Source organism: Streptomyces sp. NPDC001851, from assembly GCF_040297165.1.
Lineage (GTDB): Bacteria > Actinomycetota > Actinomycetes > Streptomycetales > Streptomycetaceae > Streptomyces.
Window position 1 is genome coordinate 45,477 of sequence record NZ_JBEOYR010000025.1, and the last position, 24,058, is coordinate 69,534.

Consider the following 24,058-nt stretch of genomic DNA (forward strand, 5'->3'; position numbering starts at 1 on the left):
CGGTGTTCGGTCCGGGACACTGGACACCGGCTGGAAGGGCCCGGGGCCAGCCTCTATGATCGGCACACTTTCCGGCACGGACATCGATCGAGTGCACTGCGGGAGCGAGCGGTGAGCGGAACGTCCGAAGGGCCGACGCCCGCGGCAGACCTCGACCGGTCAGCCGTTACAGACAGTGACCACACCACCTATCATCGTGTCTTCGCGACGGCCCCGCTCGCCATGGCCGTCGTGGACCGCGCCGGACTCGTCACCGGCGCCAACGCGGCCTTCGGCGAGCTGCTCGGCACCGATCCGGACACGCTCACCGGGCGGGTCGCCGCCGACCTGGTGGACCTGGCCTCGGACACCCGCAGCTGGCACGCCTACCGCGAGGTGCTGCGCGGCCGGCAGGCGAAGCTGCGCTGCACCCGCCGGCTGAAACATCCCGAGGGGCACTCGGTGTGGGTGCAGGTGACCGTGGCCCCGCTGAGCGGGCAGGCCGGGGTCCTGCTGTCCGTCGCCGACATCAGCGCCCGCCGCGAACTCCAGGCACGGTTGCGGCACTTGCAGATGCACGACCCGGTGACCCGGCTGCCCAACCGCACGCTGTTCTTCGAGCGGCTGTCGGCCGCGCTGGAGGCGGAGTCGTACGAGCAGAGCGGCACCGGCCGGATCGGCCTGTGCTATCTGGACCTCGACGGGTTCAAGGCGGTCAACGACACCCTCGGCCACCGCGTCGGCGACCGGCTGCTCGCGGCCGTCGCCGAGCGGCTGACCCGGGTGGCCGACGAGGCCGGCTACGCCCGCGCCGTGACCCCGCTGGTGGCCCGGCTCGGCGGTGACGAGTTCGCCCTGCTCGTGGAGGACTCCACCGGCACCGAACAGCTCGCCGAACTGGCCGAGTCGGCGCTCAAGGCACTGGAGGAACCCTTCGATCTGGCCGGGCAGCGGCTGTCGTTGACCGCGTCCATCGGTGTCGTCGAACGGCACGCGGCGGGTACGACGGCCACCGGCCTGATGCAGGCGGCCGATACGACGCTGTACTGGGCGAAGGCCGACGGCAAGGCCCGCTGGACCCTGTTCGACCCCGAACGCAACGCGCACCGCATGACCCGCCAGGCCCTGTCGTCCACTTTGCGCCCCGCCATCGACCGCGGCGAATTCGCGCTCGAATACCAGCCGTTGGTGGGCATGGAGGACGGACGTCTCTCCGGGGTCGAGGCGTTGATCCGCTGGAATCATCCTCAGTTCGGCACACTGACGCCGAATCGGTTCATCGGACTGGCCGAGGAGGACGGCTCGATCGTGCAGCTCGGCCGCTGGGCACTCAGGACCGCCTGCCGCCAGGCCCGCCGCTGGCAGCAGGACCACCCCGACGAGCCGCCCATCTTCGTCAGCGTCAACGTGGCCGTGCGCCAGGTGTGGGACTCGGACCTGGTCACGGACGTGGCGGAGATCCTGGCCGAGACCGGCCTCGCCCCGCATCTGCTGCAGCTGGAGCTGACCGAGTCGGCGGTGATGGGCTCGGCCGGCCGCCCTCTGCAGGCCCTGCAGGCGCTCAGCGACATGGGCGTGCGCATCGCCATCGACGACTTCGGCACCGGCTACTCGAACCTCGCCTACCTCAGCCGACTGCCGGTCTCGACGCTGAAGCTGGACGGGTCCTTCGTGCGCGGCTTCCAGTACGAGGCCGACAAGAACCCCGCGATCACCGCCAACCCCGCCGACATGGTCATCGTCGAGGCGATGATCCAGCTGGCGCACCGGCTCGGCATCACCGTCACCGCCGAATGCGTGGAGACCTCCGCCCAGGCCACCCGGCTGCGCCGCATCGGCTGCGACACCGGCCAGGGCTGGCTGTACTCCCGCCCGGTACCGCCGGATCGTATCTCCGAGCTGCTGGGGGCCCAGGCCTGCCCGCAGGCCTAGGGTCCTTCGGACGGTGGCGATGGCGGTGAGCCACTCGTCGGCGTCGTGGGCGACCGCGCCGATGGTCACCGGCCGGCCCCACCGCGATGGTCGAGGGCCGGCCGGGAGCACCGCCAGCGGCCGGTGCCCGGCGGGGCTCGCGCCCGCGGTCGGGCCCGCAGGTGTCAGGCCTTCGGCAGCCCGTAGGCGTCCGCGACCAACTCGTAGGAACGCAGGCGCAGTTCGCCGCGGTGGGCATGGCTGACCAGCATCAGCTCGTCGGCGCCGGTGCGCTTGTGCAGATCGTCCAGGCCCGAGCGGACCTCGTCGGCGGTGCCGTGCACGATGTTGGCCGTCCAGGAGGTGATGAACTCCTCCTCCATCGGGCTGAACTCGTGCTTCTCGGCCTCCTCCGGGTCGGGGAAGAGGCCGGGCCGGCCGGTGCGCAGCCGGAGCATGTTGAGGGCCATCGCCCGGGTCTGGCGGCGGGCCTCGCGCGCGTCGTCGGTGGCGAGGGCGGAGACGCCGATGAGGGCGTACGGCTCGTCGAGGACCGCGGAGGGGCGGAAGGTCTGCCGGTACAGGTCCAGGGCCGGGATGGTGTTCTGCGCCGAGAAGTGGTGCGCGAAGGCGAACGGCAGGCCCAGCATGCCGGCCAGGCGGGCGCTGAAGCCGGAGGAGCCGAGCAGCCAGAGCGGCGGCCGGTGCGGGGACTGGACGCCGCCCGGGGTGCTGCCCTGCACCGGGCCGGGGATCGCGTGGATACGCCGGTACGGGTGCCCGTCGGGGAAGTCGTCGTCCAGGAAGCGGGTGAGTTCCGCGAGCTGTTGCGGGAAGTCGTCGGCGCCCTCGTTCAGGGTGTCGCTGCGGCGCAGGGCGGCGGCCGTGGCCCCGTCCGTGCCCGGCGCCCGGCCGAGGCCCAGGTCGATCCGCCCCGGCGCCATGGCCTCCAGCGTGCCGAACTGCTCGGCGATCACCAGCGGGGCGTGGTTGGGCAGCATGACGCCGCCCGAGCCGAGCCGGATGCGGTCGGTGTGCGCGGCGAGGTGGGCGAGGATCACGGCGGGCGAGGAGGAGGCGACACCGGGCATGGAGTGGTGCTCGGCGACCCAGTACCGGTGGAAGCCGCGCGACTCCGTCAGCCGGGACAGCGCCACGCTGGTGCGCAGGGCGTCGGTGGCGGTACTGCCCGCGCCGACGGTCACCAGGTCCAGTACGGAGAGGGGGACGGGGGCGGTCCCGTACGCGGTGCCCCGGATCTCGTGTGCCTCGTCTGCCTCGTCTGCCGACACGGTGTGGGCCTCCTGTTCGTGGCGCGGCTGTCCTGCCGTGCCGTAACAGGAGGCAGTCCCCGCTTATTCCTCTCCCTCCCTCGTCCCTCTTCCTCCCTCGCTCCTCTTCCCTCCCCGCCGGTCAGCGGACCTGCACGATCGGCTCCCTGGTGAACAGGGTCCCCAGGGCCGGCGCGTTCACCCTCCGGTCCGCGAGCCGCAGGCCCTCCCACACCGAGACCTGGTTCGCCGTGAGCACCGGCTTGGACAGCGCCTTCTCCAGCAGCGACAGATGCGCGGCCGTGTGCAGGGCCGTGTCCGGGAGCAGGACCGCCTCCGCGTCCGGGACGTCCGCCGCGCGCGCCAGCGTCAGCACGTCCTCCTCGCCCCACCTGCCGACCTCCGCGGCCGTGATGATCCCGGACGACCGCATCCCGGCCACCTCCAGGCCCCCGGCCCGCAGGAAGTCCGCGAACAGCGCGGCCACGTCCTCCGGATAGGTCGCCCCGACCGCGACCCGCCGCACCCCGATCTCCCGGGCCGCGTGCACGAAGGCGAACGACGTCGAGGACGCGGGCATCCCGGCCAGCCGGGCCAGCGTGCGCACCTGCTCCTGCGCGCCCTCCCAGCCGTGCACGAAGCCGCCGCTGGTGCAGGCCCACACCACCGTCTCGGCGCCGGTCAGCCGCAGGCCCTCCATGCCCGCCGCGAGCCGCTCGGCGGAGCCCATCCCGCGCAGCGCCGCCACCCGGTGCGCGTCCTCGCCGATGTCGGTGTGTACCAGGTCCACCCGGATGTCGCTGCCCAGGAGCTGCTCGATGCGTGGATAGTCGTCCTCGGCGGAGTGGCCCGGGTAGAGGAATCCGAGTGCGGTCATGTCCAGCCTTCCTGCGTCTCTTCCGGCAGTACGGGGGGCCAGGCACGCGCGGCCTCGTCCAGCAGCGCCTGATAGGGCCCCACGGCCCGGGTACCCATCCGGCGCAGCGCAGCCCACATCGTGACCTGGTTGGCGGACAGCACCGGGATGCGCAGCTCGGCCTCCAGCTGGGGGATCACGTCGTACGTCGGCAGGTTGGTGCAGGAGATGAACAGCGCGTCGGCGCCGCCGGGGCGGACGACCGCCTGCCGGGCCATGGCGACGACGTCCCGGTACGGCACCTGCCAGATGTGCCGGGTGAGCCCCATGAAGGCACATCCGGTGACCCGCACGCCCGCCTCGGCGACGAACTCCTCCAGCGCCCGGGTCACCGACACCGTGTACGGCGTGACCAGCGCGACCCGTCGGATCCGCAGCTCGTCCAGCGCCTGGAGCAGCGCGCCGGAGGTGGTCACGGAGGACGGCGCGCCCGCCAGGCTCATCGCCGCGCACATCGCCCGTTCCCCGGCGATCCCGCCGACGAAGCTGCCGGAGGTGCAGGCGTAGGCCACGACCTCGGGTGCGACGGCGGTCAGCGCGCGCACGGCGTCGCGGAGGGTCTCGTGCTCGCTCACCAGCCGGGCCAGGTCCAGGCTCACCTCCACCGGCACGAACGGGGTGCGGGTCAGGTGCAGCGACACCTCGTCGGGCACCCAGCGCCACAGCTCGCGGTCGAGGGCGAAGTCGAAGGGAGCCACCACGCCGACACCGCGCTGGGGGCGGGGGCCGCCGAGAAAGGAGACGTCCATGGCTGGCACCGGCCTCACGCTGGGAGACGAGGGGGCAACGGATGGCGATTGCGCCCGTGTTGACGAAGGTAGATTCGGGTGCGAGCGTGGTCAATCCGCACCTAGTCTCCGCATGATCCGCGCACGTCAGACGCCCGGAGCCGCCCCGTATGACGACCCTTCCGACCGTCCTCGTCCTGGACGCCGAGCCGCCGCCCCGGCTCGGCCGGCTCACCGGCCGCGCGCGGATCGTGCACACCGACGCCGCGCACCTGGCCGAGCGACTGCCCGCGGCGGACGTGCTCCTGGTCTGGGACTTCACCTCGCACGCGGTGCGCGAGGCCTGGCCGGGGGACGGGCCCAGGCCGGCCTGGGTGCACACGGCGAGCGCCGGCGTGGACCATCTGATGTGCCCGGAACTCGCCACGTCCGGCACCGTGGTCACCAACGCGCGCGGGATCTTCGACCAGCCGATCGCCGAGTACGTGGCGGCCCTGGTGCTGGCGGTCGCCAAGGACCTGCCGCGCACGCTGGAGCACCAGCGGGAGCGGACCTGGCGGCACCGGGAGGGACGGCGGGTGGCGGGCACGCGCGCGTGCGTGGTCGGCTCGGGCCCGATCGGCCGGGCGATCGTACGCACCCTGAAGGCCCTCGGTGTGACGACGGCGCTGGTCGGACGGGTACCGCGGACCGGCATCCACGGCCCGGCGGACCTGGACCGGCTGATCTCCCGCGCGGACTGGGTGATCTCGGCGGCGCCGCTCACCGAGGAGACGTACCGCATGTTCGACGCCCGCCGGTTCGGCGTGATGCAGCCGTCGGCGTTCTTCGTGAACGTCGGCCGGGGCGCCCTGGTCGACGAGGAGGCCCTCGCCCACGCCCTGACCCGGCGCTGGATCGCGGGTGCGGCCCTGGACGTCTTCACCACCGAACCCCTGCCCCCGGACAGCCCGTTGTGGACCCTGCCGGGGCTGATCGTCTCCCCGCACATGAGCGGCGACACGGTCGGCTGGCGGGACGAACTGGGCGCCCAGTTCGTGGAGTTGTACGACCGCTGGGCGGCGGGCAGATCACTGGTGAACGTGGTCGACAAACAGCGTGGTTACGTGCCGGGGCACTGACCTCTTGGAGGGTGCATGCAGCTCACCGACCTCACCGCCCTGCAGCTCCTGGACGGTTACCGCAAGCGCGAGTTCGGCCCCGTGGAGGTCACCGAACAGGCCCTGGAGCGGGCCCGGCGCAGCCAACCGGAGGTGAACGCGTTCGTGCGGCTCACCGGGGAGGACGCGCTGGCACGGGCGCGGGAGTCGGAGGAGCGCTGGCGCCGCGGCGAACCGGCCGGACTGCTGGACGGCGTCCCGGTGACCGTGAAGGACCTCCTCCTGCTGCGCGGCCACCCGACCCTGCGCGGCTCGAAGGCGGTCTCCGCGCAGGGCGGCTGGGACGAGGACGCCCCCTCGGTGGCCCGGCTCCGTGAGCACGGCGCGGTGTTCCTGGGCAAGACGACGACCCCCGAGTTCGGCTGGAAGGGCGTCACCGACTCCCCGCTCACCGGCATCACCCGCAACCCGCACGACCTCTCCCGCACGGCCGGCGGCTCCAGCGGGGGCAGTGCGGCGGCCGTGGCGCTCGGCGCGGGCCCGCTGTCACTGGGCACGGACGGCGGCGGCAGCATCCGTATCCCGGCCGCGTTCTGCGGCATCTTCGGCCTGAAACCGACGTACGGCCGCGTGCCGCTCTACCCGGCGAGCCCGTTCGGCACCCTCTCCCACGCGGGCCCGATGACCCGGGACGCGGCCGACGCGGCCCTGCTGCTGGACGTCATCGCCGCGCCCGACGCACGCGACTGGTCCGCGCTGCCGCCCGCGCCGGGCCCCTTCAGCGAGGCGCTGGAGGGGGGCGTACACGGCCTCCGGGTGGCGTACTCCCCGTCCCTCGGCGGCCAGGTCGTGGTGCAGCCGGCGGTCGCGGCTGCCGTCCGGCGGGCGGTGGCGCGCCTCGCGGACCTCGGGGCGTACGTCGAGGAGACCGACCCCGACTTCAGCGAGCCGCTGGAGGCCTTCCACACCCTCTGGTTCAGCGGCGCGGCCCGCCTCACCGAACGCTTCTCCCCGCGCCGCCGCCGGCTCCTGGACCCGGGCCTGCGCGAGATCTGCGCCCAGGGCGCCCGGTACAGCGCGCTGGACTACCTGGCCGCGGTGGACGCCCGCATGGACCTCGGCCGCCGCATGGGCCGCTTCCACGAGCGCTACGACCTGCTGGTGACCCCGACGCTGCCGCTGACCGCGTTCGAGGCCGGGCCGGAGGTGCCGGCCCGCTCCGCCTTCCGGCGCTGGACGGGCTGGACGCCGTTCACCTACCCCTTCAACCTCACCCAGCAGCCCGCCGCGACCGTCCCGGTGGGCACGGACGGGGACGGCCTGCCGGTGGGGATGCAACTGGTGGCCGCCCGGCACCGGGACGACCTGGTACTGCGGGCGGCCCACGCCCTGTACGAGGCCGGGGCGGCTTCGGCACCACCGGTCGCCGCGGTGGCCTAACCCTTGTGCCGATAGACCACCAGATACGGCGCATCGCCCTCGTCGTGGGCGAAGACACCCACCCCGTCGAAGTCGGCGACCGGTACCTCGGAGCCGCCGGGCAGCGCCTTCGGGGTGCCCGTGGCCAGGGAGAGCTGGACGGGGGCCGTGGTCCCCGTCAGGCTGTCCTTGGTGAGCGAGGTGCCGTAGGCGGTGCCGTCGTCGGTGGCGGCGTCGAAGCTGAGGGGCTTGCTGTCGTCGGTCTCCTCGAAGCAGTAGCCCTTCTTCGACCTGAGGTCGAAGGCGAGGTGCCCGGAGACGAGGTACCGGCCGTTCGGGGAGAGCGCGGAGCCGGGGGCGTCCGCCGTCGGGGCGGGCGGCTTGGCGCACCGCACGGACGCCTGGACCTGGCCGGTCCTGCTGTCGAGGACGGCCCACACGTCGTGGTCGAAGTCCTTCTGCGTCCAGCGGGCGATGAGGTGTCCGCCGGTGCCCGGCCACACCTGACCGGTCTCCGAAAGGACGCCTGCGGGCGCGATCCGGTCGCCGTCCCAGGAACCGGGTATGCCGAACGCGCCGGCCCCCTTGTTGGCCACCACCGGGCCCCGTTCCGTCACGGCGGCGATGTCGTTGCCGAGGTGGTCGTCACAGGCGGGGCAGGCGGGCGGCTCGATGGAAGCCGTGTCGTACGTGGTGGTGCGGCCCGTGGCCGGGTCCACGGCGACCCTGCGCTGGTCCGCCACGGGTACCAGCAGGCCTTCCCCGCCGTCGGTGACGGCCTTTTCGAACGCGGTCGCCGGAAGCTCGACATGGTGCGCGGGCGCGACCGCCTCGCCCGAGCCGTCGGCGGCGTAGATGTCGACGGCGTACGCGTACTTCGCCTTGGACAGGGCGTCCTCGCCCTTCTTCCCCTGGGACCAGGTCACCAGGTACTCCTTGCCGGCGGCGGTGGCGACGAACACGTGGGGCGCCTCGCCCTCGGACAGGCCCTTGAACGGCTTGCCCGTCCAGCGGACCCGGCCGGTCACCGCGTCCCGTACGGTCAGCCGGTAGGCGTATCCGCCGCTGGATCGCTCGCTGGTCATCGTGGCCAGCGCGCCGGACTTCGGCAGCACGACGTACGAACCGAGCTGCTTCCCCGAGAGCTGCCAGCCGCGTGAGGTGTCGTACCGGGCCGGGACGGCGAGCCTGCGCAGGGGCGCCGGTACCGAGGCGTGCGCGGAAGGCTTCTTGTCGCCGCCGCCGGCGGTCTTCGCCGTTCCCGGGCCGCCGCCGCAGGCCGCGAGCGACCCGATGGCGATGACGGCGACGGACGCCCTGGCGAGTACCGGTCTCATGCACTGCCCTTTCCCTCTGCACGGAGGACAGCCCACGACCCGAACCGCATCCCCCGATGGCGTGATCTTGACAAGAAGACTACCGCCGGGGAGACGCGCTCACGCCCGCCGGAAACCCAGCGTCTCCCCCGCCGCCCCGCTGCGCCACAGGTCGTTGCACGCCTCGGCCATCGCCTGGAGCCCCTCCACCACCTGGCCCCACACGATCCCGGGCACCCAGCCCACGTCGCCGTTGAGGAGCAGGTTGTTGCGTTCGTAGAACAGGGCCAGGTCGACCACCGTGGTGCCGGGGCGCACCTCGCGGTCGTAACCGTAGGCCTTGGTGCCGAGTTCGGCGCCGGCGAAGGTGAAGTAACAGAGGTCGCCGGGAATCGGGGTGACCGTCGGGTTCTCCAGTGGGGGTTCCGTGGAGGCGAACGGCGGGAAGAGGGCGTAGATCTCGTTGCGGGCGTATTTGGCGTGGTGGACGTCGCCCGAGAGCGGCAGTGCTTCCCATACCGCCTCGCAGGTCAGGGGCGCGCGGTCGGTCAGGAGGCGGGCCGTGCAGTGCACGTCCCGCCTGGCGAGGGACACGGTGACATATCGGTCGGCCATGAAAACCAGGGTGCATAGCCGGAGAGCGCTTGGGTAGCCGCGCCGCCATGGCTCCACCACTTGGGAACGACGCATACACGACACGGGCGGAACACAGACACACCCGGCGGTCCTTGCTCGGCGGGCTCGCCGCTCTCGGTGTGCTGGGCGCGGCGGGCTGCACCCGGGTGGCCGAGGCCTCCGGCAAGCCGGGCGGCGATCTGCTGGAGCGGCTGCGCGCGCAGGGCGTCGTACGGCTCGGCATCGCCGGTGAGATCCCGTTCGGGTACATCGACAAGGACGGCCGTCTCACCGGGGAGGCGCCCGAGCTGGCGAGGGTGATCTTCAAGCGGCTGGGGGTGGACCGGGTGCAGCCGGTGCCCACCGAGTTCGGGTCGTTGATCCCGGGGCTGAACTCGCAGCAGTTCGATGTCGTGGCCGCCGGGATGTACGTCAATCCGGAGCGCTGCCGGCAGGTGATCTTCGCCGACCCGGACTACCAGATGCTGGATTCGTTCATCGTGCGGAAGGGGAACCCGTTGGGGCTGCACTCCTACCGCGACGTCGTCGCGAAGAAGGCGAGGTTCGCCACCGGCACCGGATACGCCGACATCCAGTTCGCGGTCGAGGCCGGGTACGCGCGGAGCGACATCCTGATCGTGCCGGACCAGGTCGCCGGGCTGAACGCCGTCGAGGCGGGGCGCGCCGACGTCTTCGCCGGTACGGCGCTCACCACGCGGGAAGTGGTGAAGAAGTCGGCGAAGGCGGAGGCCACCGCGCCCTTCGCCCCGCTGGTCAAGGGCAAACCGCACATCGACGGCGGCGCGTTCGCGTTCCGGCCGACCGAGACCAGGCTGCGGGACGCCTTCAACACCGAACTGCACAAGCTGAAGAAGAGCGGGGAGCTGTTCCGGATACTTCGGCCCTTCGGGTTCACGAAGGCCGAGATGACCGACCTCACCGCGAAGGAGCTGTGCGGCGGATGACCCCGGGACTGTGGGAACTCGTACTCAAGGGCGTCTGGACCACCATCCAGCTGCTGGTGTTCAGCACGCTGCTGACCGTGGCGGTGTCCTTCGTCGCCGGCGTCGCGCGCACCCACCGGCTGTGGATCGTGCGTTTCGTCGCCGGCTTCTACACCGAGGTGTTCCGCGGCACCTCCGCGCTGGTGATGATCTTCTGGGTGTACTTCGTGCTGCCGCTCGCCTTCGGCTGGCAGCTGGTGCCGATGTGGGCGGGCACGCTGGCGCTCGGCCTGACGTACGGCGCGTACGGCTCGGAGATCGTGCGCGGCGCGCTGAACGCGGTGGACCCGGCGCAGAAGGAGGGCGGGATCGCGCTCGGCTTCACGCCCTGGCAGCGCCTTCGGCTGATCGTGCTGCCGCAGGCGGTGCCGGAGATGATCCCGACCTTCTGCAATCTGCTGGTCGAGCTGCTCAAGGGCACCGCGCTGGTGTCGGTCATGGGAATGGGCGACCTGACGTTCAGCGCGAACCTGGTGCGGCTGGCGTTGCAGCAGAGCGCGGAGATCTACACGTACATCCTGCTGATCTACTTCGCCATCGCCTTCGTGCTGACGCGGCTGATGCGTTCCCTGGAGAAGCGGCTGAAGGCCGGGGTCGGCAAGGATCCCGGCACCGAGTGGGCGGCGCGTGAGCTCAAGCGGGCCCGGACGACCGGAGTGGGCGCCGCGGGGGGCGCCGGCATGGGCGGAGGTGCTGCCGCGTGAAGTGGGACTGGAACGCCGTCGGCGACTTCATGCCGGCCTTCTGGCACGGGCTGCTGGTCACCCTGCAGGCCCTCGCCCTCGGTTCGCTGGCGTCCTTCACCCTCGGGCTGGTGTGGGCGCTGCTGATGCGGACGCCGGCCCGCTGGGTGCGCTGGCCGGTCGGGGTGGTCACGGAGTTCGTGCGCAACACCCCGCTGCTGGTGCAGCTGTTCTTCCTGTTCTACGTGCTGCCCGAGTGGGGCCTGGCCTTCTCGGCGCTGACCACCGGTGTCGTCGCGATCGGCCTGCACTACTCGACGTACACCATGCAGGTCTACCGGGCCGGCATCGAGGCGGTCCCGGCCGGCCAGTGGGAGGCGGCGACCGCGCTGAACCTGCCCCGGCGCCGGACCTGGACCGCGGTGATCCTGCCGCAGGCGGTCCGCCGGGTGGTTCCCGCGCTCGGCAACTATGTGATCGCCATGCTCAAGGACACACCGATGCTGATGGTGATCACCGTGCCGGAGATGCTGCAGCAGGCCCGGCTCTACTCCCAGCAGCACTTCCAGTTCACCGAGCCGATCACGGTGATCGGCGCCGCCTTCATCCTCATCTCCTACCTGGCCTCCCTACTCATGCGAGCCCTGGAGCGACGCCTTGTCCGTTGAGACCCGTCCGCAGCCGACCCCGACCGACGCCCAGCCGGGCGAGCTGATCCGCCTCGCGAACGTCACCAAGCGGTTCGGCGCGAACACCGTGCTCGACCACCTGGACTTCACCGTCGACGCGGGCAAGCACGTGACCCTGATCGGCCCCTCCGGATCGGGCAAGACCACGATCCTCAGACTCCTGATGACCCTCACCAAGCCGGACGAGGGCACGATCACCGTCGACGGGGAGCGGCTGTTCCCGGCGCCGGAGAAGCAGGTCCGGGAGGTGCGCAAGAAGATCGGGATGGTGTTCCAGCAGTTCAACCTGTTCCCGAACATGAGCGTGCTGCGCAACCTCACCGAGGCCCCGGTGCAGGTCCTCGGCATGTCCCGGGACGAGGCCGAGGAGCGCGCCCGGGAGCTGCTGGACCTGGTGGGTCTGGCCGACAAGTGCGACGCGAGGCCGACCCGGCTGTCCGGCGGGCAGCAGCAGCGGGTGGCGATCGCCCGGGCCCTGGCGATGCGGCCACGGGTGCTGCTGCTGGACGAGGTGACCTCCGCGCTCGACCCGGAGCTGGTGGCGGGCGTGCTCGATCTGCTCAGGGACATCGCCCGCAGCACGGACATCACGATGCTCTGCGTGACCCACGAGATGGGTTTCGCCCGTGACATCTCCGACCAGGTGCTGATGTTCGACGGCGGCCGGGTGATCGAGTCCGGTTCCCCGGAGAAGATCTTCACCGACCCGGAGCAGGACCGCACCCGGGAATTCCTCAGCGCGGTGCTGTGACTACGGCGCGTGGATCCGGAAGATGCCGAGGTCCGACCGCTGGGGCATGTCGGCGGCATATGCCAGAGGATGTGCGCCGCAGTTGGGAGGGGCCAAGGCGCGAAGCAATCTCGCCAACCCCCTCTCCCGTCAGGGGGCTTGCCCGTTATCGTGGAAGCGATCCGCGAACCGGATCTCGCGGCCACCGACAGGCGAGCGCAGGGGGACCACCGTGGCGCTGATGCCCGAGCCTACCGCCCCGTACCACTCCGCCCAGGACGCGCTGCGCGTGCTGGAGACCGTCGCCGGGCACCGCGCCGGCGTCACCGACACCGAGCTGGCCCGCCGCACCGGCCTCGGCTCCGAGCGGCTCACGGCCCTGCTGCGCATGCTGCGCCGCGAGGGCTACGTCGAGCAGATCACCGACGGGGCGTACGTCACCGGCGACACCCTGCGCCGCCTCACCTCCGCGCACGACCGCGAGCGGGCCCTGCGCGAGAAGCTGCAGCACACCCTGGACCGGCTGCGCGACTCGGTCGGCGCGGCGGTCTACCTGAGCCGGTACGTCGACGGCGAGGTCAAGGTCACCCAGTACGCCGCCGGGCCCGCCACCCCGGCGGTCAACGAGTGGGTCGACTTCCGCTGCTCCGCCCACGCCACGGCGGTCGGCAAGAGCCTGCTGACCCAGCTGGACCACAACGCCCGCCGCGACCACCTCTCCCGGTACAAGATGGCGCGCCTCACCTCGCGCACCATCACCAGCGACAAGCTGCTGCTGTCCCGCCTGGAGTCCCAGCCGCCGACGGTGCCGGTCCTGGACCTCCAGGAGTACGCGGTCGGCACGGTCTGCGCGGCGGTCCCGATCACGGCGGGTTCCTCGGTGGGCTGCCTGGCGCTGTCGCTTCCCGTGGAACACGCGCACCGGCTGAAGCAGGCGGCGGAGACCCTCAACCGCAACGCGGCGCCGGTGCTGCTGTCCCTGACCCTGTAGGTGGTCACGAGCACCCCCGAGGACCAGGTAGTATTTTCTTCGTCGCCAGCCGAGGAAGACAAAATCCGAGGTCGGCGGGAGTCATGCGCCGCTAGCTCAGTTGGTTAGAGCAGCTGACTCTTAATCAGCGGGTCCGGGGTTCGAGTCCCTGGCGGCGCACATGGACGAAGGGTCCTTCGCACAGGCGAGGGACCCTTCGGCGTTTTCCGCACCGAACCCCGGTGGATCTTGTCCGTCACCGTCACCTGGTCCCCGGTCATCGCCTCCTCCCCGTTGCGCAGGCGCCCGGCGGAGATGAGGGACTAGGGCAGGAAGCCGTCCGCCATCGAGAAGACCCCGTGGGCGGCGACCATGAAGAGGACGCAGCCCCCGATGAACACGCCGAAGAACGCCACCTGGCAGCCGGACTCGGCGGCGAGCCTTCCGCGCGCCGGGGCGTGGGCCGTCGCCCGCTCGGGGCGCTCCGCCGTGTAGTGCACGGTGACGATGTCGCCCGGGATCGTCGTCCCCGGGCCGTTGGCCTCCTCGAAGCGGACGGTACGGCCCTCGCGGGTGGTGAACTCGTACACGTGGTGCAGCGTCGTGTGCACGGAGGTCTCACCACCGCCGCCGCTGGTCGTGGTGTACGTCTGCAGGCAGCGCGCCTCGGCCGTCAGCCCGCCGTGCCAGGCCCGGCGCACCTCCCGCGACCGGCGCAGCAGCCTGGCCAGGGCGAAGACCGCCCCGGCGATCATGAGGGCGGGCACGGCGTAGAAGAGCAGCTCGAACATGAGGTCCCCCTGAGGTCCGGTACGCCGTTCTCGGCCGGCGTGCGAGGAACGTACCCGCTGGTAGGGGCGGCCTGCCTCAGGGGAACCTCAGTTTCCGCGCTGTGACGCAACGGCCGTCAGAAGGTGACGTCCGAGCAGGCGTAGAACGCGTTGCCCGTGTCGGCGATCGTCCACACCGCGAGGATGACGTGGTGCCCGCTCAGCCCGGTCGGCAGGGTGCCGCTGTGACTGAGGGTCTGCGGCGGGCGCTGGCCGTGGTAGGGGACCGTCAGGAAGGGGGTGAGGTCGAGGTCCGAGCGGGACAGGGGGTGGTTCTGGTTCCAGCCCTGCCTGGTGACGTAGTACGAGAAGTCCGTCGTGGCGTGCATGGCGGTGAACTGCCAGCGGAAGGTGTACGTCTGACCGCCCGTCACCCGGGTGGCGGGCCAGGCGCCGCCGGACGGGGTGGCCGGCGAGCTGAGCTGGGCGAACCGGCTCAGGCCGCCGTTGCAGAGCTGGCCGTCGGCGGGCCCCGCGGCCGGGAAGCCCTTGGGGCCCTCGACGCTCTGCGGCTCGTACTGGATGTCGCCGCAGCCCGTCACGGTGCCGTTGGCGCAGAGCTTCTGCCTGCTGATGGGGAGGTCGGTGTAGCCGTGCCCGCTGGCGCCGCCGGTGGAGAGCGCGAACGCTCCGGCGGTCACCACACCCAGCACGGCCGCGGACAACTTGGTCCTGGTGTGCATACTGCCGCTCCTGGAGAACGTGGGGAGTTCGGTGAGCTGTGCAGGTAGGTCTAGACCAAGGGCCAGATTATGGGCGTTGGTTGAACGTGTCCATACCGACCGCATCCCCCGCTACAACGGCTCCCCGCGCCCCGAGCAGAAGGCGACCGTCAGGTCGCGCACCAGCACCTTGCGCTCGTAGTCGTCCAGCTCCACCAGACCGCGCACGGTCAGCCGGGTCACCGTGTCCTCCACCGAGTCGACCACCGAGCTGAGCATGCTGGCCCGTTGCCGGGCGTCCAGCGCGGCGATCCGGCGCCGGTGCATCGCGGCGGCGACCTCCGGGGCGTACTCCACCCGGATCGGCTGCACCGAGAACACCTGCACACCGACCGGCGCGGTCTCCTCCGCCACCAGCCGGGTCAGCGCGTCCCCGGCCGCCGTCACCCCGCCCCGCGTCCCGCCCGCCGGCTCCACCGGCACCCGGGCCAGCGCCGCCTCCACGCACTCGCGCAGATACGTCTCGTGGTCCTCGACACCGAGTGCGGCCCGCGCGGTGTCCCGCACCCGCCACACCACCAGCACCACCACCCGGAGCGCCATCCCGTCGGGATCCGCCGCCGGCATCGCCTCGCTGCGCCAGTGCCGCAGCCGCACATCGACCCGGCGGCGCGGCAGCAGCGGGTTCACCCAGAGCAGCCCGGTGCGCCGGACCGTCCCCCGGTAGCCGCCGAACATGCCGAGCACCCAGGCCCGCCCGGACCGCCCCCGGGCCAGCCCGGCGAAGCCGAGCAGCCCGAGCGCCCCGGCCCCGGCGTACGCCACCCACTGCGCCGGGCCGAGTCCCGCGCCCGCGGAGGCGGGCAGCCCCAGCGCCCCCACCGCGGCCGGCGGAAGCAGCCCCGCCCACCAGGAGGTCGCCAGACACCCGGTGAGACCGCAGGCCCCGGCGAGCACCCCGGCCAGCCCCGGCAGCGCCCGCGCCGGACGCTCCACCAGCTCCGGGTCGACCTCCGGCAGCGGGCGGCGGCGCACCGGCGCCGGGCGGCCGAGGCGCGGCTGCTCACCGGTGCCCTGCCGGCGGGCCACCACCGCCGGCTTGAGCGGCACCTTCACCGGGTTCACCGGGTCGGGGTCGTCCCGGAAGAGCAGATGGACGGGGATCTCGGTGGTCACCTCGTTCTGGATCAGCCGGGCCGGACGCCCGCCGGGCACCGCGGGGCCCTCCGGCTGCCCCTCGGATCCGGGCGGCGTGTGTGACGTGGTCGTACTCATGCGTTGCTCCAGCCTCCGCGCCAGATACGTCATGAACAGGGGGGATGGAAGATCAGCCGATCACCGGCCGCTCTCGTGGCCGGGGTCCGCGTCCGCGAAGAGCCGTCGCCAGGTCTCCGGCCCCGGGTAGCCGTCCGCCGCGCCGCCGCGCCAGCCCTGAGCGCGCTGGAAGGCCTCCACCGCACGCCGGTCCGCTTCGCTCCAGCGCGGGCCGGGGTCGGTGGCGTAGAACCTGCCGAACCCTTTCTCCACCAGCCGGCGTCCCAGCTGCGCGACGTACGCGTTCTCCGCCCCCGGGCGGAAGAGGCCCCGGCCGGGATAGCCGGGCACCCCGTGCGAGGCGGGCCGGCCCGGGACCCCCGCCTTGCCGGCCTTGCCCGCCTTGCCGTCGGCCCGCTGGGCGCCCGCCGTCTCCGCGGTCACGCCCTTGTAGCGGTACGGGACGTACTTGTCGGTGTTGCTCCAGTAGGGGTAGGGGGTGGGCTGGCTGCGGGTGTGCGGAGGTGTCTGCTCGTAGACCGTGTAGGTGGTGTGCGCCGAGTCCGTCCAGCCGCCGAAGATCACCACGTGGGAGCCCTTCTCGGGGTTGTCGGGGTTGTGGTAGAGCAGCATGTCTCCGGGCTGCAGCTCCTCCTTGGTGATCTTCACGCCGAACTGGTCGAGGCTGCCCGTCCACTCGTTGCTCCCCAGGTTCCAGGCCATGGAGACATAGCCGGAGCAGTCCTGGCGATAGCCGTCGGACCAGTAGTCCGACATGCTGTACGGCACCTGTGCGGCCACCCAGACCTTGGCCCGCTTGATGATGTCGGCCCGGGTGGTCGCGGGGATGGGGACGGCGCTGAGCTCGGCCGGTTTGCCCGCCGCACCGTGCAGCGGGGACCTGCCGCCCTGGGGGGTCTCGGTCTCGCCGTCGGCGGGGACGTGGGGGCGCTGCCCGGCGGGCCGGCCGGGGCTGACGGCGGCGGCCGGGGCGACCGCGCCGAGGACGGCCGACGCCGCGGCCATGACGACGATTCCGCAGGCCGCCGGGCGGCCGCCGGGACGGCCGGACGACCGGCGGGGGCTCACCCGTCGCCCTTCGACGCAACCGGGGCAGTCGCAGTCCCCCGCGGGCTCGACTTCCTCGAACACCGGAGTGGCCATGCGATCTACCTCACATTCGGGGGTGTTTTGTCCGCGCTTGTGCACGATGATCAGTTTCTCAACCGTCCATCAGGCCGCCACTTTGACGGTCCGAATGATGTACGCGGCCCCGCGGGGTGACCTTCCGGCCCCTGCGGGCGGTCAGGGGCACCCCTGAAGGTCATGTAGAGTTATCTCTGTCAGCAGGCGCCGCTAGCTCAGTTGGTTAGAGCAGCTGACTCTTAATCAGCGGGTCCGGGGTTCGAGTCCCTGGCGGCGCACAATGACGATGGCGAGCCACGTCCGCAGAAAGCGCGGATCTGGCTCGCCATCTCTGTTTCGCCTTCTCGCCCCGGCCGTGGCGCTAGGCCGCCGCCTGTTCCCCGAGGCGGCGCGGGCAGCCGCGCGCGGGCCGGCCGGCCTGCGTGCGCAGTTCGCCGAGTCGGCCCAGCAGCTGGGCGCGGACCCGCGTGAGTTCCTCGATGCGCTGCTGGATCACGGCCAGCCGCTGCTCGAACACGGTGATCTTGGCGCCGGGGTCCGCGCAGCTGTGGTCGCTCAGCAGTTCGTCGCGCAGGCAGCCGTCGATGAGCAGCAGGTCCTCGGTCGTGAGGCCGGCCGCCAGCAGCAGCCGGATGTTGCGCACCACACGCACCGCCTCGCGGCCGTAGGAGCGGTAGCCGTTCGAGGTGCGCTCGGGGTGCAGCAGGCCGTGCTCCTCGTAGTACCGCAGGGCGCGGGTGGTGGTGCCGGTGGCGTGTGCGAGTTCCCCGATGCGCATCGACGGCTGCCTCTCTGACGGTCGGTGAGGGATCGGACGGGTCGGATGGAAGGTGCCCGGATCAGACGGCGTTCTCGGGCACCGCTTCCATGGCCGCGGGGCCGGCGGAGGACGCGGCCTGGGCCCGGCGGCGCTCACCGGTGGCCTCGACGACGGCGAACACCAGCGCCAGCAGGGCGACCACCCCGCCCGTCACCGGCAGCCAGCGCAGTCCGGCGCCCGCGGCGATGACCCGGCCGCCGAGCCAGCCGCCCAGCGCGGTGCCGAGGTTGAACGCCGAGCTCTGCACGGTCAGGGCGAGGGTGCGGGCCTGCTGGGAGGCGACGTTCAGCAGCCGGGTGTTCACCGCCGGGATCACCGCGTAGTAGGCGGCGCCGAACAGGAACAGGAACGCCACGGCCACCGGCTTGACCCCGGTGGTCATGCCCAGCAGCAGCAGGGAGACGGCCAGGGCCGCGACGGACTGGGCGACCGCGCCGAGCACCGAGCGGTCGGTGAGCCGGCCGCCGATCAGGTTGCCCACCGTGCCGCCGATGCCGAACAGCAGCAACAGCACGGTGACCGCGGACTCGCTGAAGCCGACGGTGTCGGTGAGGAGCGGCGTGACATAGGTGTAGGCGGTGAAGGAGGCGGCGGCGGCCAGCGCGGTGACGCCCGTGACGATCTGCACCCGGCGGTCGCCGAGGACCTTCAGTTCCTTCAGCCGTCCCTGGTCGTCGGCCGCGCCGCTGCCCGGGGTGTCGGGGGCGAGGGCCGCGACGGGCACGATGACCGCGAGGGTGAGCGCGGCCACCGCCCAGAAGGTGGCGCGCCAGCCGAGCCACTGGCCGATGGCGGTGCCGATGGGCAGTCCGGCGATCATCGCGAGGCTGAAGCCCAGCGAGACCCGGGCGACCGCCATGCCGCGCTTGTGCGGCGGCACGACGTCCGCGGCGATGCCGAAGAACAGCGGCATCAGAGCCGAGTGGGCCAGCGCGGCGAGGATCCGCCCGGCGGCCAGCGGCCAGAACGAGGCCGCCACGGCGGAGACGGCGTTGCCGAGGACGTAGACGAGCATCAGGGCGGTCAGCAGCCGGCGCCGCCGCGTCCGCCCGGTGGTCAGCGCCAGAACGGGGCCGCCGATCACGACGGTCATGGCGAAGGAGCTGACCAGCAGGCCGGCCGTGGACAGCGAGACACCGGCATCGCCGGCGATGTCCGGCAGCAGGCCCGCGATCATGATCTCGCCGGTGCCGAGCGTGAAGGAGCACAGGGTGAGCACGGTCAGCGCCCAGGTGGCGCTCCGCCCGGTGGCAGGGTTCTGTGGTGTGTGCATGGGAGCAGCCTCAACGTTGACGTCTGGGTGAAGGTCAAGTCCGCGACCGGGGCACCCCGGCCTCAGGCGGCGCTGCGGGCCGCGTGCAGGGTGTCCGCCGCGGACACCGCGGCCAGGGCGACGGAGGCGGTGAAGCACACGCGCTCGTGCTGGCGGGCCGTCACCAGCACCCGGTCCGGGTCGGCGGGGTCGGTGGCGGTGTCGACCCAGCAGGGGGCGTCCAGCTCGACGTACCGCAGGAACCGGGTGGTCATGGCGACGGCGCGGGCCGGGCGGGCCGTGGACGCCGTGTGCGCGGCCTGACGTGCGGCGTCGAGCAGCAGCATGCCGGGGACGTGGTCGACCGGGTGGTCGAAGAGGATGGGGTGGCCCGTGTCCACGCGCAGCCGGTGGCGCCCCGGGACACCCGTCGGCGACAGGACGACGTCGTCCGGCCGATCGCGCCCCGCCGCTCGCGCCGGCAGCGGCGCGGCCGGGTCGAGGCGGCTGCCGAGCGCGCGCTCCAGATCGGCGTACCGCCCGCGCAGCCGCCGGTAGACCGTGCCGGGCTGGATGGCGAACCGGGTGGTCGCGGTGCCTATGAGCGTCCCGCTCCGCAGGGCGCGCAGGTGCACGGTGGCCGCGGCGGTCCGGGTGCCGCGGCGCAGGACGTCGGTGCAGTGGGCGTGCAGGACGATGTCACAGGCGTTGCCGCCGGCCGCGGGGACGTCGGTGAGGGCGTAGTCGTAGGTCTCCCACAGCAGGTGGTGGCCGAGGGGGACGTCGTAGGCCTCGTGCGAGAGCATGGGCAGACACTGCCGGACGGTCTCGCTGAACAGCAGCGGATCGACACCGTCCGCCCCGGTCGCGTAGAAGGAGTGGGCCGCGGGCCAGCGGGCCTTGATCAGGAAACCGTCGGGCCCCGTGCGCCGCCAGGAGGTGAGGAGTGTCTCGTCGGCGTTGTGCTTGTGGACATGCCGCTGCGGAACGGGAGCCCATGATGACACTGCCGGGTCCTGGGCGGTCCGGATCACGGTGTTGCACCTCTTCTCGGGCAGGACGGACCGTGCGGGCAGGGGTGGTGCCCGCATCGGTGATCGTCACGACGGGTCAGAGATACTATAAAGGGCGATCGTTTTGTTTCTTGTCCCGCGCCTGTCCTTCCTGGCGTTGTCACTTCTCTCACAGACACGGAGCTACTCGATGACACGGCCCAAGCAGGAGCGCGCGGTGCGCACCCGGGAGGCGATCCTGATGGCGGCGGCAGAGGTGTTCGACGAGTTCGGGTACTCGGCCGCCGGAGTCAGCAAGATCCTGCAGCGAGCCGGGGTCACCCAGGGCGCGATGTACTTCCACTTCAAGTCGAAGGAGGACCTCGGCCGCGCGGTGCTGACGGAGCAGGCCGCCACGCTCACGCTGCCCCGCACCCCGGCCGGACTGCAGCAGCTGATCGACCTCACCCTGTACCTGAGCTTCGAACTGCAGAGCAACGTACTGCTGCGGGCCGGAGTACGGCTCGCCGTGGAACAGGGCGAGGCGGGGCTGTGGGACTTCACCGTCTACCGCATGTGGATCGACCTGTTCCGCAGCGAGCTGGACGTCGCCGAGGAGCGCGGCGAACTGCTGCCCCAGGTCTCCCGCACCGAGTTCGCCCGGGTCCTCGTCGCCTCCTTCACCGGCACCCAGCTGATGTCCCACCTGGAGTCCGGGCGGCGTGAACTGCCCCAGCAGATCGCCCTGCTGTGGAACTACCTGCTGCCGGGCATCGCCACGCCCGCGGCCCTGGCGCGCCTCACCGTGGACGTCGAGCGCGGGAAGGCCATGCTGTGACCCGGATACTGCTGACCGGCGCCACCGGCTTCGTCGGCTCCACCGTGCTGCGCGCCCTGGCCCGGTCCCGCCGCGGCGGGAGCGGCCCCGCCGTACGGGCCGTCGCCCGTGCCGCCCCCGCGGGACAGGAGGCACTGCCCGGAGTGGAGTGGGCGCGCGCCGATCTCACCGACCCGGCGTCGCTGCGCGGCCTCGGCGCGGGGTGCGACGTGCTGCTGCACCTGGCCGCACGGGTCGGCGGCGACGCCGGGGACTGCGCCGCGGTGAACGTGGGCGGCACCTCCGCGCTGCTCGCCGAGGCCCGTCGGGCGGGGATCGGGCGGATCGTCCTGCTGTCCACGGCCGCGGTGTACGGCGCCGGTCCGCACCGGGGCATCACGGTCGACGAGGTGGCGCCCGCCCCGGTGTCCGAGGCCAGCCGCACCCGGCTCGCCGCCGAGCGCCTGGTGCTGGCGGCCGGGGGCACGGTGCTGCGGCCCGGGCTGATCCTCGGCACCGGCGACCGCTGGGTCGTGCCCGCGCTCGCCGACCTGGTGCGGCGGGTGCCGGCCCGCTGGGACGGCGGGCGGGGTCTGCTGTCCGTGGTGGACGTCCACGACCTCGCCCGGCTGATCGCCGCCCTCGCCCGTACGGAGCGGCTGCCCGGCGGGTGCCGGCACGCGAGCCACCCGGTCCCCGTGCGCGTCGGCGATCTGCTCGACGCACTGGCCGGTCACGGGGCGTTGCCCGAAGTCCCCGAGCGGCACTGGCCGTTGGAGCGGTGCCTGGCCGAGCTGTCCCGCTCACCGGGGTGGGTCAGCGAGCGTCAGTTCCGGCTGCTGGCGGAGGACCACTGGTACGACAGCCGGGAGATCTGGCGGCTCGCGGACGTCCCGCCCGGGCCGGGGCCGCTCGCGGGTCTCGCCGGTGCGGCGCACTGGTACCGCGGCCTGCTCGTCGCGTAGCCGTTCCTCGTTCTGCTTCGGCGACGGCCGGCGGCCCCTCGGTATGATCAAGACCACCTTTACAAAACGATCGCTCTGTTTGTAGTTTAAAGCAGTGATCAGTGAACACGTCGCAGACATAGGCATGCGCCATCTGCGGGCCTTCCTCGTGCTCGCGGAGCACCTGAGCTTCACCCGGGCCGCCGCCTCGCTGCACACCACCCAGCCGTCGCTGACCCGCTCCATCCACCGGCTCGAAGAGGCCCTGGGGGCCCAGCTCTTCCACCGCACCACACGCACGGTCCGGCTCAGCGAATCGGGCGCGCTGCTGCGGGAGGAGCTGCGGGAACTGCTGCCCCGCCTGGAGTCGGCCCTCAGCCCCCAGCACGACATCCAGACCCTGCGGATCGGCTTCAGCTGGCTCTTTCCCGACGAACTCCTGCAGGACGCGATCGTCGGGTTCGAGCGGGCCTACGGCATCCCCGTGGACCTCGTGCGGCGGGACGAGCGCTGCGCCGGCCTGGAGGAGGGAGCGGTCCAGCTCGCCGTCCTGCGCGGCCGGCAGACCGCGCGGGGGCTGCGCACCGTGCGGATCGCCGAGGAGCAACGCGTCGCCGCGGTCGCCCGCCGCTCGCCGCTCGCGCGCCGGCGCTGCGTGCCCTGGAAGGAGCTGGCCCAGCACCCCGTGCTGATCAACACCATCAGCGGGGCCACCCAGCTGCACGACTGGCCGCAGGAGGCCCGGCCCGCCGACGTGCTGCTGTGCGGCGGCTTCACCGAGTGGCTGGAGCTGATCGCCGCCGGTCACGGCGTCGGGGTCGTGCCCGACCTGGCGCTGCGCCGCAATCCGCACCCGGGTGTCCGGTTCATCCCGCTCACCGGGGCCCCTCCCATGCCCCTGTGGCTGGCCCGCCCGGCCACCGGTGCCCACCCCCTGGCCCTGCGCTTCATGGAACGTGCCGTCACCGCACGCCCCCGAACGGCCGCCTGAGACTTCCCCGACGACCCGCCCGCACGTGGGTGGCTCCTGCGGCGGGCCCCGGTGAGCGCTTCGGGTGCGCTCCGCGGTCAGGGCAGGGGGCGGGTGGTCATTCGCCCCGCCAGGCCGCGATCGCCAGGTCGTAGCGTTCCAGGGAGCGCTCGATCACCGCGCGGCCCGCCGCGGGCAGGAGGGTCAGGACCCGGTCGACTCCGGCCCGTTCGGCGCGCTCCAGGATGTGCGGGTCGTGCGGCACGCCGGCGAGGACCACCGGCACGGGTCCCCGGCCGGCCTCCTCGGCCCTGCCGCGCAGCTCGGGGATGCGCCGCAGGGTCCGGGAGAAGGTCTCCTCGTCGCCGAAGTCGGGAAGCCAGCCGTCGCCGTAGGTCAGGACCCGCTCCAGGACCCGCGGCCCCATGCCGCCCACCAGCACCGGAGGATGCGGCCACTGCGCCGGTTTCGGCCAGGACCACACCCCCTCGAAGCGGACGTGCTCACCGGCGTACGAGGCCTCGCGCCCGGTCCAGATCGCGCGGATGGCCTCCACGTGCTCGCGCATCCGCCCGAAGCGGCGATCCGGGTCCACGCCGTGGTGACGCATCTCGTCCGTCGCCCAGCCGGCGCCGACCCCGAAGTCGACCCGCCCGCCCGACAGATGGTCGACGCTGGCGACGGTCTTGGCCAGCACCAGCGGGTCGTGCTGGGCCACCAGGCAGATCGCACTGCCCACCCGCAGCGAGCGGGTGGCGCAGGCCGCGGCCGTCGCGGCCACGAACGGATCCAGCGTCTCCCGGAACTTGTGCGGCATCCGGGCCCCCTGGGGGCCCGCCACCGCGTGCGTGTGCTCGGCGAAGTACAGGGCCGCGTGCCCGTGCTCCTCCAGCAGCCGGGCCAGCGGCCCCGGCGGCATGGTGGCGGGAGTGGCGAACACCGAGGCGCCGGTTTGCATGAGGTCAGCTCCGATACAAGCGAGTGCGTGAGGGGGAGGGGCCGGCGGGGGCCGCGGGCCTGGGGCCCGGGCGCCCCGCCGG

The 24,058-nt window shown here is 72.5% G+C and carries 24 protein-coding genes and 2 tRNA genes; 13 read left to right on the top strand and 13 right to left on the bottom strand.

The features are described 5' to 3' along the window. Positions 1-111: 111 nt before the first annotated feature. Positions 112-1,911: a putative bifunctional diguanylate cyclase/phosphodiesterase gene (locus tag ABT171_RS30940; RefSeq protein WP_351249593.1), complete on the top strand. Its 1,800-nt coding sequence runs from the start codon at positions 112-114 to the stop codon at positions 1,909-1,911. Between the two features lie 164 nt (positions 1,912-2,075). On the opposite strand, the gene ABT171_RS30945 is transcribed toward ABT171_RS30940, so the two are convergent. From ABT171_RS30945 to ABT171_RS30955, 3 genes are all read right to left on the bottom strand, one after another. After that, positions 2,076-3,182 carry an LLM class flavin-dependent oxidoreductase gene (locus tag ABT171_RS30945; RefSeq protein ID WP_351249595.1) on the bottom strand — a complete coding sequence of 369 codons (1,107 nt, stop codon included), beginning with the start codon at positions 3,180-3,182 and terminating at the stop codon, positions 2,076-2,078. A gap of 121 nt (positions 3,183-3,303) precedes the next feature. Beyond that, positions 3,304-4,038: a maleate cis-trans isomerase family protein gene (locus ABT171_RS30950; RefSeq protein WP_351249597.1), complete on the bottom strand. Its 735-nt coding sequence runs from the start codon at positions 4,036-4,038 to the stop codon at positions 3,304-3,306. Then, positions 4,035-4,826, bottom strand: a complete 792-nt coding sequence (locus ABT171_RS30955; RefSeq protein ID WP_351249599.1) for a maleate cis-trans isomerase family protein — start codon at positions 4,824-4,826, stop codon at positions 4,035-4,037. The genes ABT171_RS30950 and ABT171_RS30955 overlap by 4 nt, the downstream gene beginning before the upstream one ends. Positions 4,827-4,975: 149 nt before the next feature. Here ABT171_RS30955 and ABT171_RS30960 point away from each other — a divergent pair, with 149 nt between their 5' ends. Together ABT171_RS30960 and ABT171_RS30965 are read left to right on the top strand one after the other, a co-directional pair. Then, on the top strand, positions 4,976-5,926 hold the full coding sequence (locus ABT171_RS30960; protein ID WP_351249601.1) for a D-2-hydroxyacid dehydrogenase: 951 nt from the start codon (positions 4,976-4,978) through the stop codon (positions 5,924-5,926). Between the two features lie 15 nt (positions 5,927-5,941). After that, positions 5,942-7,345 carry an amidase gene (locus ABT171_RS30965; RefSeq protein WP_351249603.1) on the top strand — a complete coding sequence of 468 codons (1,404 nt, stop codon included), beginning with the start codon at positions 5,942-5,944 and terminating at the stop codon, positions 7,343-7,345. On the opposite strand, the gene ABT171_RS30970 is transcribed toward ABT171_RS30965, so the two are convergent. After that, positions 7,342-8,661: a hypothetical protein gene (locus ABT171_RS30970; RefSeq protein WP_351249605.1), complete on the bottom strand. Its 1,320-nt coding sequence runs from the start codon at positions 8,659-8,661 to the stop codon at positions 7,342-7,344. The genes ABT171_RS30965 and ABT171_RS30970 overlap by 4 nt on opposite strands. Positions 8,662-8,760: 99 nt before the next feature. Then, the gene (locus tag ABT171_RS30975) at positions 8,761-9,255 is read right to left on the bottom strand and encodes a DUF3830 family protein (RefSeq protein WP_351249607.1); all 495 of its coding nucleotides are present in this window, start codon (positions 9,253-9,255) and stop codon (positions 8,761-8,763) included. A 47-nt stretch (positions 9,256-9,302) separates the two neighbouring features. On the opposite strand from ABT171_RS30975, the gene ehuB reads away from it, so the two are divergent. The 6 genes from ehuB to ABT171_RS31005 all read left to right on the top strand — a co-directional run bounded on the left by ehuB (position 9,303) and on the right by ABT171_RS31005 (position 13,511). Then, positions 9,303-10,220: an ectoine/hydroxyectoine ABC transporter substrate-binding protein EhuB gene (gene ehuB, locus ABT171_RS30980; RefSeq protein ID WP_351249609.1), complete on the top strand. Its 918-nt coding sequence runs from the start codon at positions 9,303-9,305 to the stop codon at positions 10,218-10,220. After that, on the top strand, positions 10,217-10,963 hold the full coding sequence (ehuC, locus tag ABT171_RS30985) for an ectoine/hydroxyectoine ABC transporter permease subunit EhuC (RefSeq protein WP_351249611.1): 747 nt from the start codon (positions 10,217-10,219) through the stop codon (positions 10,961-10,963). Before ehuB ends, ehuC begins: the two co-directional genes overlap by 4 nt. Continuing rightward, entirely contained in the window at positions 10,960-11,610 is a 651-nt protein-coding gene (ehuD, locus tag ABT171_RS30990) for an ectoine/hydroxyectoine ABC transporter permease subunit EhuD (protein ID WP_351249613.1), read from the top strand. Before ehuC ends, ehuD begins: the two co-directional genes overlap by 4 nt. Continuing rightward, a complete protein-coding gene (gene ehuA / locus ABT171_RS30995; RefSeq protein WP_351249615.1) occupies positions 11,600-12,382 on the top strand; it encodes an ectoine/hydroxyectoine ABC transporter ATP-binding protein EhuA in 783 nt (260 codons plus the stop codon). Before ehuD ends, ehuA begins: the two co-directional genes overlap by 11 nt. 211 nt (positions 12,383-12,593) lie before the next feature. Further along, positions 12,594-13,352, top strand: coding sequence for an IclR family transcriptional regulator (locus ABT171_RS31000; protein WP_351249617.1), 759 nt, complete (start codon positions 12,594-12,596; stop codon positions 13,350-13,352). Positions 13,353-13,437: 85 nt separating this feature from the next. Then, positions 13,438-13,511 (top strand) — tRNA-Lys (locus ABT171_RS31005). Between the two features lie 143 nt (positions 13,512-13,654). Here ABT171_RS31005 and ABT171_RS31010 read toward each other — a convergent pair. From ABT171_RS31010 to ABT171_RS31025, 4 genes are all read right to left on the bottom strand, one after another. Then, positions 13,655-14,122 (bottom strand): DUF3592 domain-containing protein, encoded by a 468-nt coding sequence (locus ABT171_RS31010; protein WP_351249619.1) that lies wholly within the window; start codon positions 14,120-14,122, stop codon positions 13,655-13,657. 116 nt (positions 14,123-14,238) lie between these two features. Continuing rightward, positions 14,239-14,844, bottom strand: coding sequence for a lytic polysaccharide monooxygenase auxiliary activity family 9 protein (locus tag ABT171_RS31015; protein WP_351249621.1), 606 nt, complete (start codon positions 14,842-14,844; stop codon positions 14,239-14,241). Positions 14,845-14,955: 111 nt separating this feature from the next. After that, complete coding sequence (locus ABT171_RS31020) at positions 14,956-16,098, bottom strand: SPFH domain-containing protein (RefSeq protein ID WP_351249623.1); 1,143 nt, start codon at positions 16,096-16,098, stop codon at positions 14,956-14,958. Between the two features lie 60 nt (positions 16,099-16,158). Beyond that, positions 16,159-17,241, bottom strand: a complete 1,083-nt coding sequence (locus ABT171_RS31025; protein WP_351249625.1) for a peptidoglycan-binding protein — start codon at positions 17,239-17,241, stop codon at positions 16,159-16,161. Between the two features lie 186 nt (positions 17,242-17,427). On the opposite strand from ABT171_RS31025, the gene ABT171_RS31030 reads away from it, so the two are divergent. After that, positions 17,428-17,501 (top strand) — tRNA-Lys (locus ABT171_RS31030). Positions 17,502-17,584: 83 nt separating this feature from the next. Here the strand turns inward: ABT171_RS31030 and ABT171_RS31035 are convergent. The 3 genes from ABT171_RS31035 to ABT171_RS31045 form a co-directional block, all read right to left on the bottom strand. Beyond that, positions 17,585-18,001 carry a MerR family transcriptional regulator gene (locus ABT171_RS31035; RefSeq protein ID WP_351249627.1) on the bottom strand — a complete coding sequence of 139 codons (417 nt, stop codon included), beginning with the start codon at positions 17,999-18,001 and terminating at the stop codon, positions 17,585-17,587. 61 nt (positions 18,002-18,062) lie between these two features. After that, positions 18,063-19,316, bottom strand: a complete 1,254-nt coding sequence (locus ABT171_RS31040; RefSeq protein ID WP_351249629.1) for an MFS transporter — start codon at positions 19,314-19,316, stop codon at positions 18,063-18,065. A 62-nt stretch (positions 19,317-19,378) separates the two neighbouring features. Beyond that, positions 19,379-20,329 (bottom strand): ScbA/BarX family gamma-butyrolactone biosynthesis protein, encoded by a 951-nt coding sequence (locus ABT171_RS31045; RefSeq protein WP_351249631.1) that lies wholly within the window; start codon positions 20,327-20,329, stop codon positions 19,379-19,381. A 169-nt stretch (positions 20,330-20,498) separates the two neighbouring features. Here ABT171_RS31045 and ABT171_RS31050 point away from each other — a divergent pair, with 169 nt between their 5' ends. From ABT171_RS31050 to ABT171_RS31060, 3 genes are all read left to right on the top strand, one after another. Further along, a complete protein-coding gene (locus ABT171_RS31050) occupies positions 20,499-21,125 on the top strand; it encodes a ScbR family autoregulator-binding transcription factor (RefSeq protein WP_351249633.1) in 627 nt (208 codons plus the stop codon). Further along, a complete protein-coding gene (locus ABT171_RS31055; RefSeq protein ID WP_351249635.1) occupies positions 21,122-22,069 on the top strand; it encodes an NAD-dependent epimerase/dehydratase family protein in 948 nt (315 codons plus the stop codon). The genes ABT171_RS31050 and ABT171_RS31055 overlap by 4 nt, the downstream gene beginning before the upstream one ends. Before the next feature lie 94 nt (positions 22,070-22,163). Further along, entirely contained in the window at positions 22,164-23,039 is an 876-nt protein-coding gene (locus ABT171_RS31060) for a LysR family transcriptional regulator (protein ID WP_351249637.1), read from the top strand. Positions 23,040-23,136: 97 nt separating this feature from the next. On the opposite strand, the gene ABT171_RS31065 is transcribed toward ABT171_RS31060, so the two are convergent. Next, the gene (locus ABT171_RS31065; RefSeq protein WP_351249639.1) at positions 23,137-23,976 is read right to left on the bottom strand and encodes a TIGR03619 family F420-dependent LLM class oxidoreductase; all 840 of its coding nucleotides are present in this window, start codon (positions 23,974-23,976) and stop codon (positions 23,137-23,139) included. Positions 23,977-24,058: the final 82 nt, after the last annotated feature.

Coding starts and splice junctions, on each gene's coding strand:
- ABT171_RS30950 (WP_351249597.1), bottom strand. CDS start 4,038: ATGACCGCACTCGGATTCCTCTACCCGGGCCACTCCGCCGAGGACGAC.
- ABT171_RS30955 (WP_351249599.1), bottom strand. CDS start 4,826: ATGGACGTCTCCTTTCTCGGCGGCCCCCGCCCCCAGCGCGGTGTCGGC.
- ABT171_RS30960 (WP_351249601.1), top strand. CDS start 4,976: ATGACGACCCTTCCGACCGTCCTCGTCCTGGACGCCGAGCCGCCGCCC.
- ABT171_RS30965 (WP_351249603.1), top strand. CDS start 5,942: ATGCAGCTCACCGACCTCACCGCCCTGCAGCTCCTGGACGGTTACCGC.
- ABT171_RS30970 (WP_351249605.1), bottom strand. CDS start 8,661: ATGAGACCGGTACTCGCCAGGGCGTCCGTCGCCGTCATCGCCATCGGG.
- ABT171_RS30975 (WP_351249607.1), bottom strand. CDS start 9,255: ATGGCCGACCGATATGTCACCGTGTCCCTCGCCAGGCGGGACGTGCAC.
- ehuB (WP_351249609.1), top strand. CDS start 9,303: ATGGCTCCACCACTTGGGAACGACGCATACACGACACGGGCGGAACAC.
- ehuC (WP_351249611.1), top strand. CDS start 10,217: ATGACCCCGGGACTGTGGGAACTCGTACTCAAGGGCGTCTGGACCACC.
- ABT171_RS31010 (WP_351249619.1), bottom strand. CDS start 14,122: ATGTTCGAGCTGCTCTTCTACGCCGTGCCCGCCCTCATGATCGCCGGG.
- ABT171_RS31015 (WP_351249621.1), bottom strand. CDS start 14,844: ATGCACACCAGGACCAAGTTGTCCGCGGCCGTGCTGGGTGTGGTGACC.
- ABT171_RS31020 (WP_351249623.1), bottom strand. CDS start 16,098: ATGAGTACGACCACGTCACACACGCCGCCCGGATCCGAGGGGCAGCCG.
- ABT171_RS31025 (WP_351249625.1), bottom strand. CDS start 17,241: ATGGCCACTCCGGTGTTCGAGGAAGTCGAGCCCGCGGGGGACTGCGAC.
- ABT171_RS31035 (WP_351249627.1), bottom strand. CDS start 18,001: ATGCGCATCGGGGAACTCGCACACGCCACCGGCACCACCACCCGCGCC.
- ABT171_RS31040 (WP_351249629.1), bottom strand. CDS start 19,316: ATGCACACACCACAGAACCCTGCCACCGGGCGGAGCGCCACCTGGGCG.
- ABT171_RS31050 (WP_351249633.1), top strand. CDS start 20,499: ATGACACGGCCCAAGCAGGAGCGCGCGGTGCGCACCCGGGAGGCGATC.
- ABT171_RS31065 (WP_351249639.1), bottom strand. CDS start 23,976: ATGCAAACCGGCGCCTCGGTGTTCGCCACTCCCGCCACCATGCCGCCG.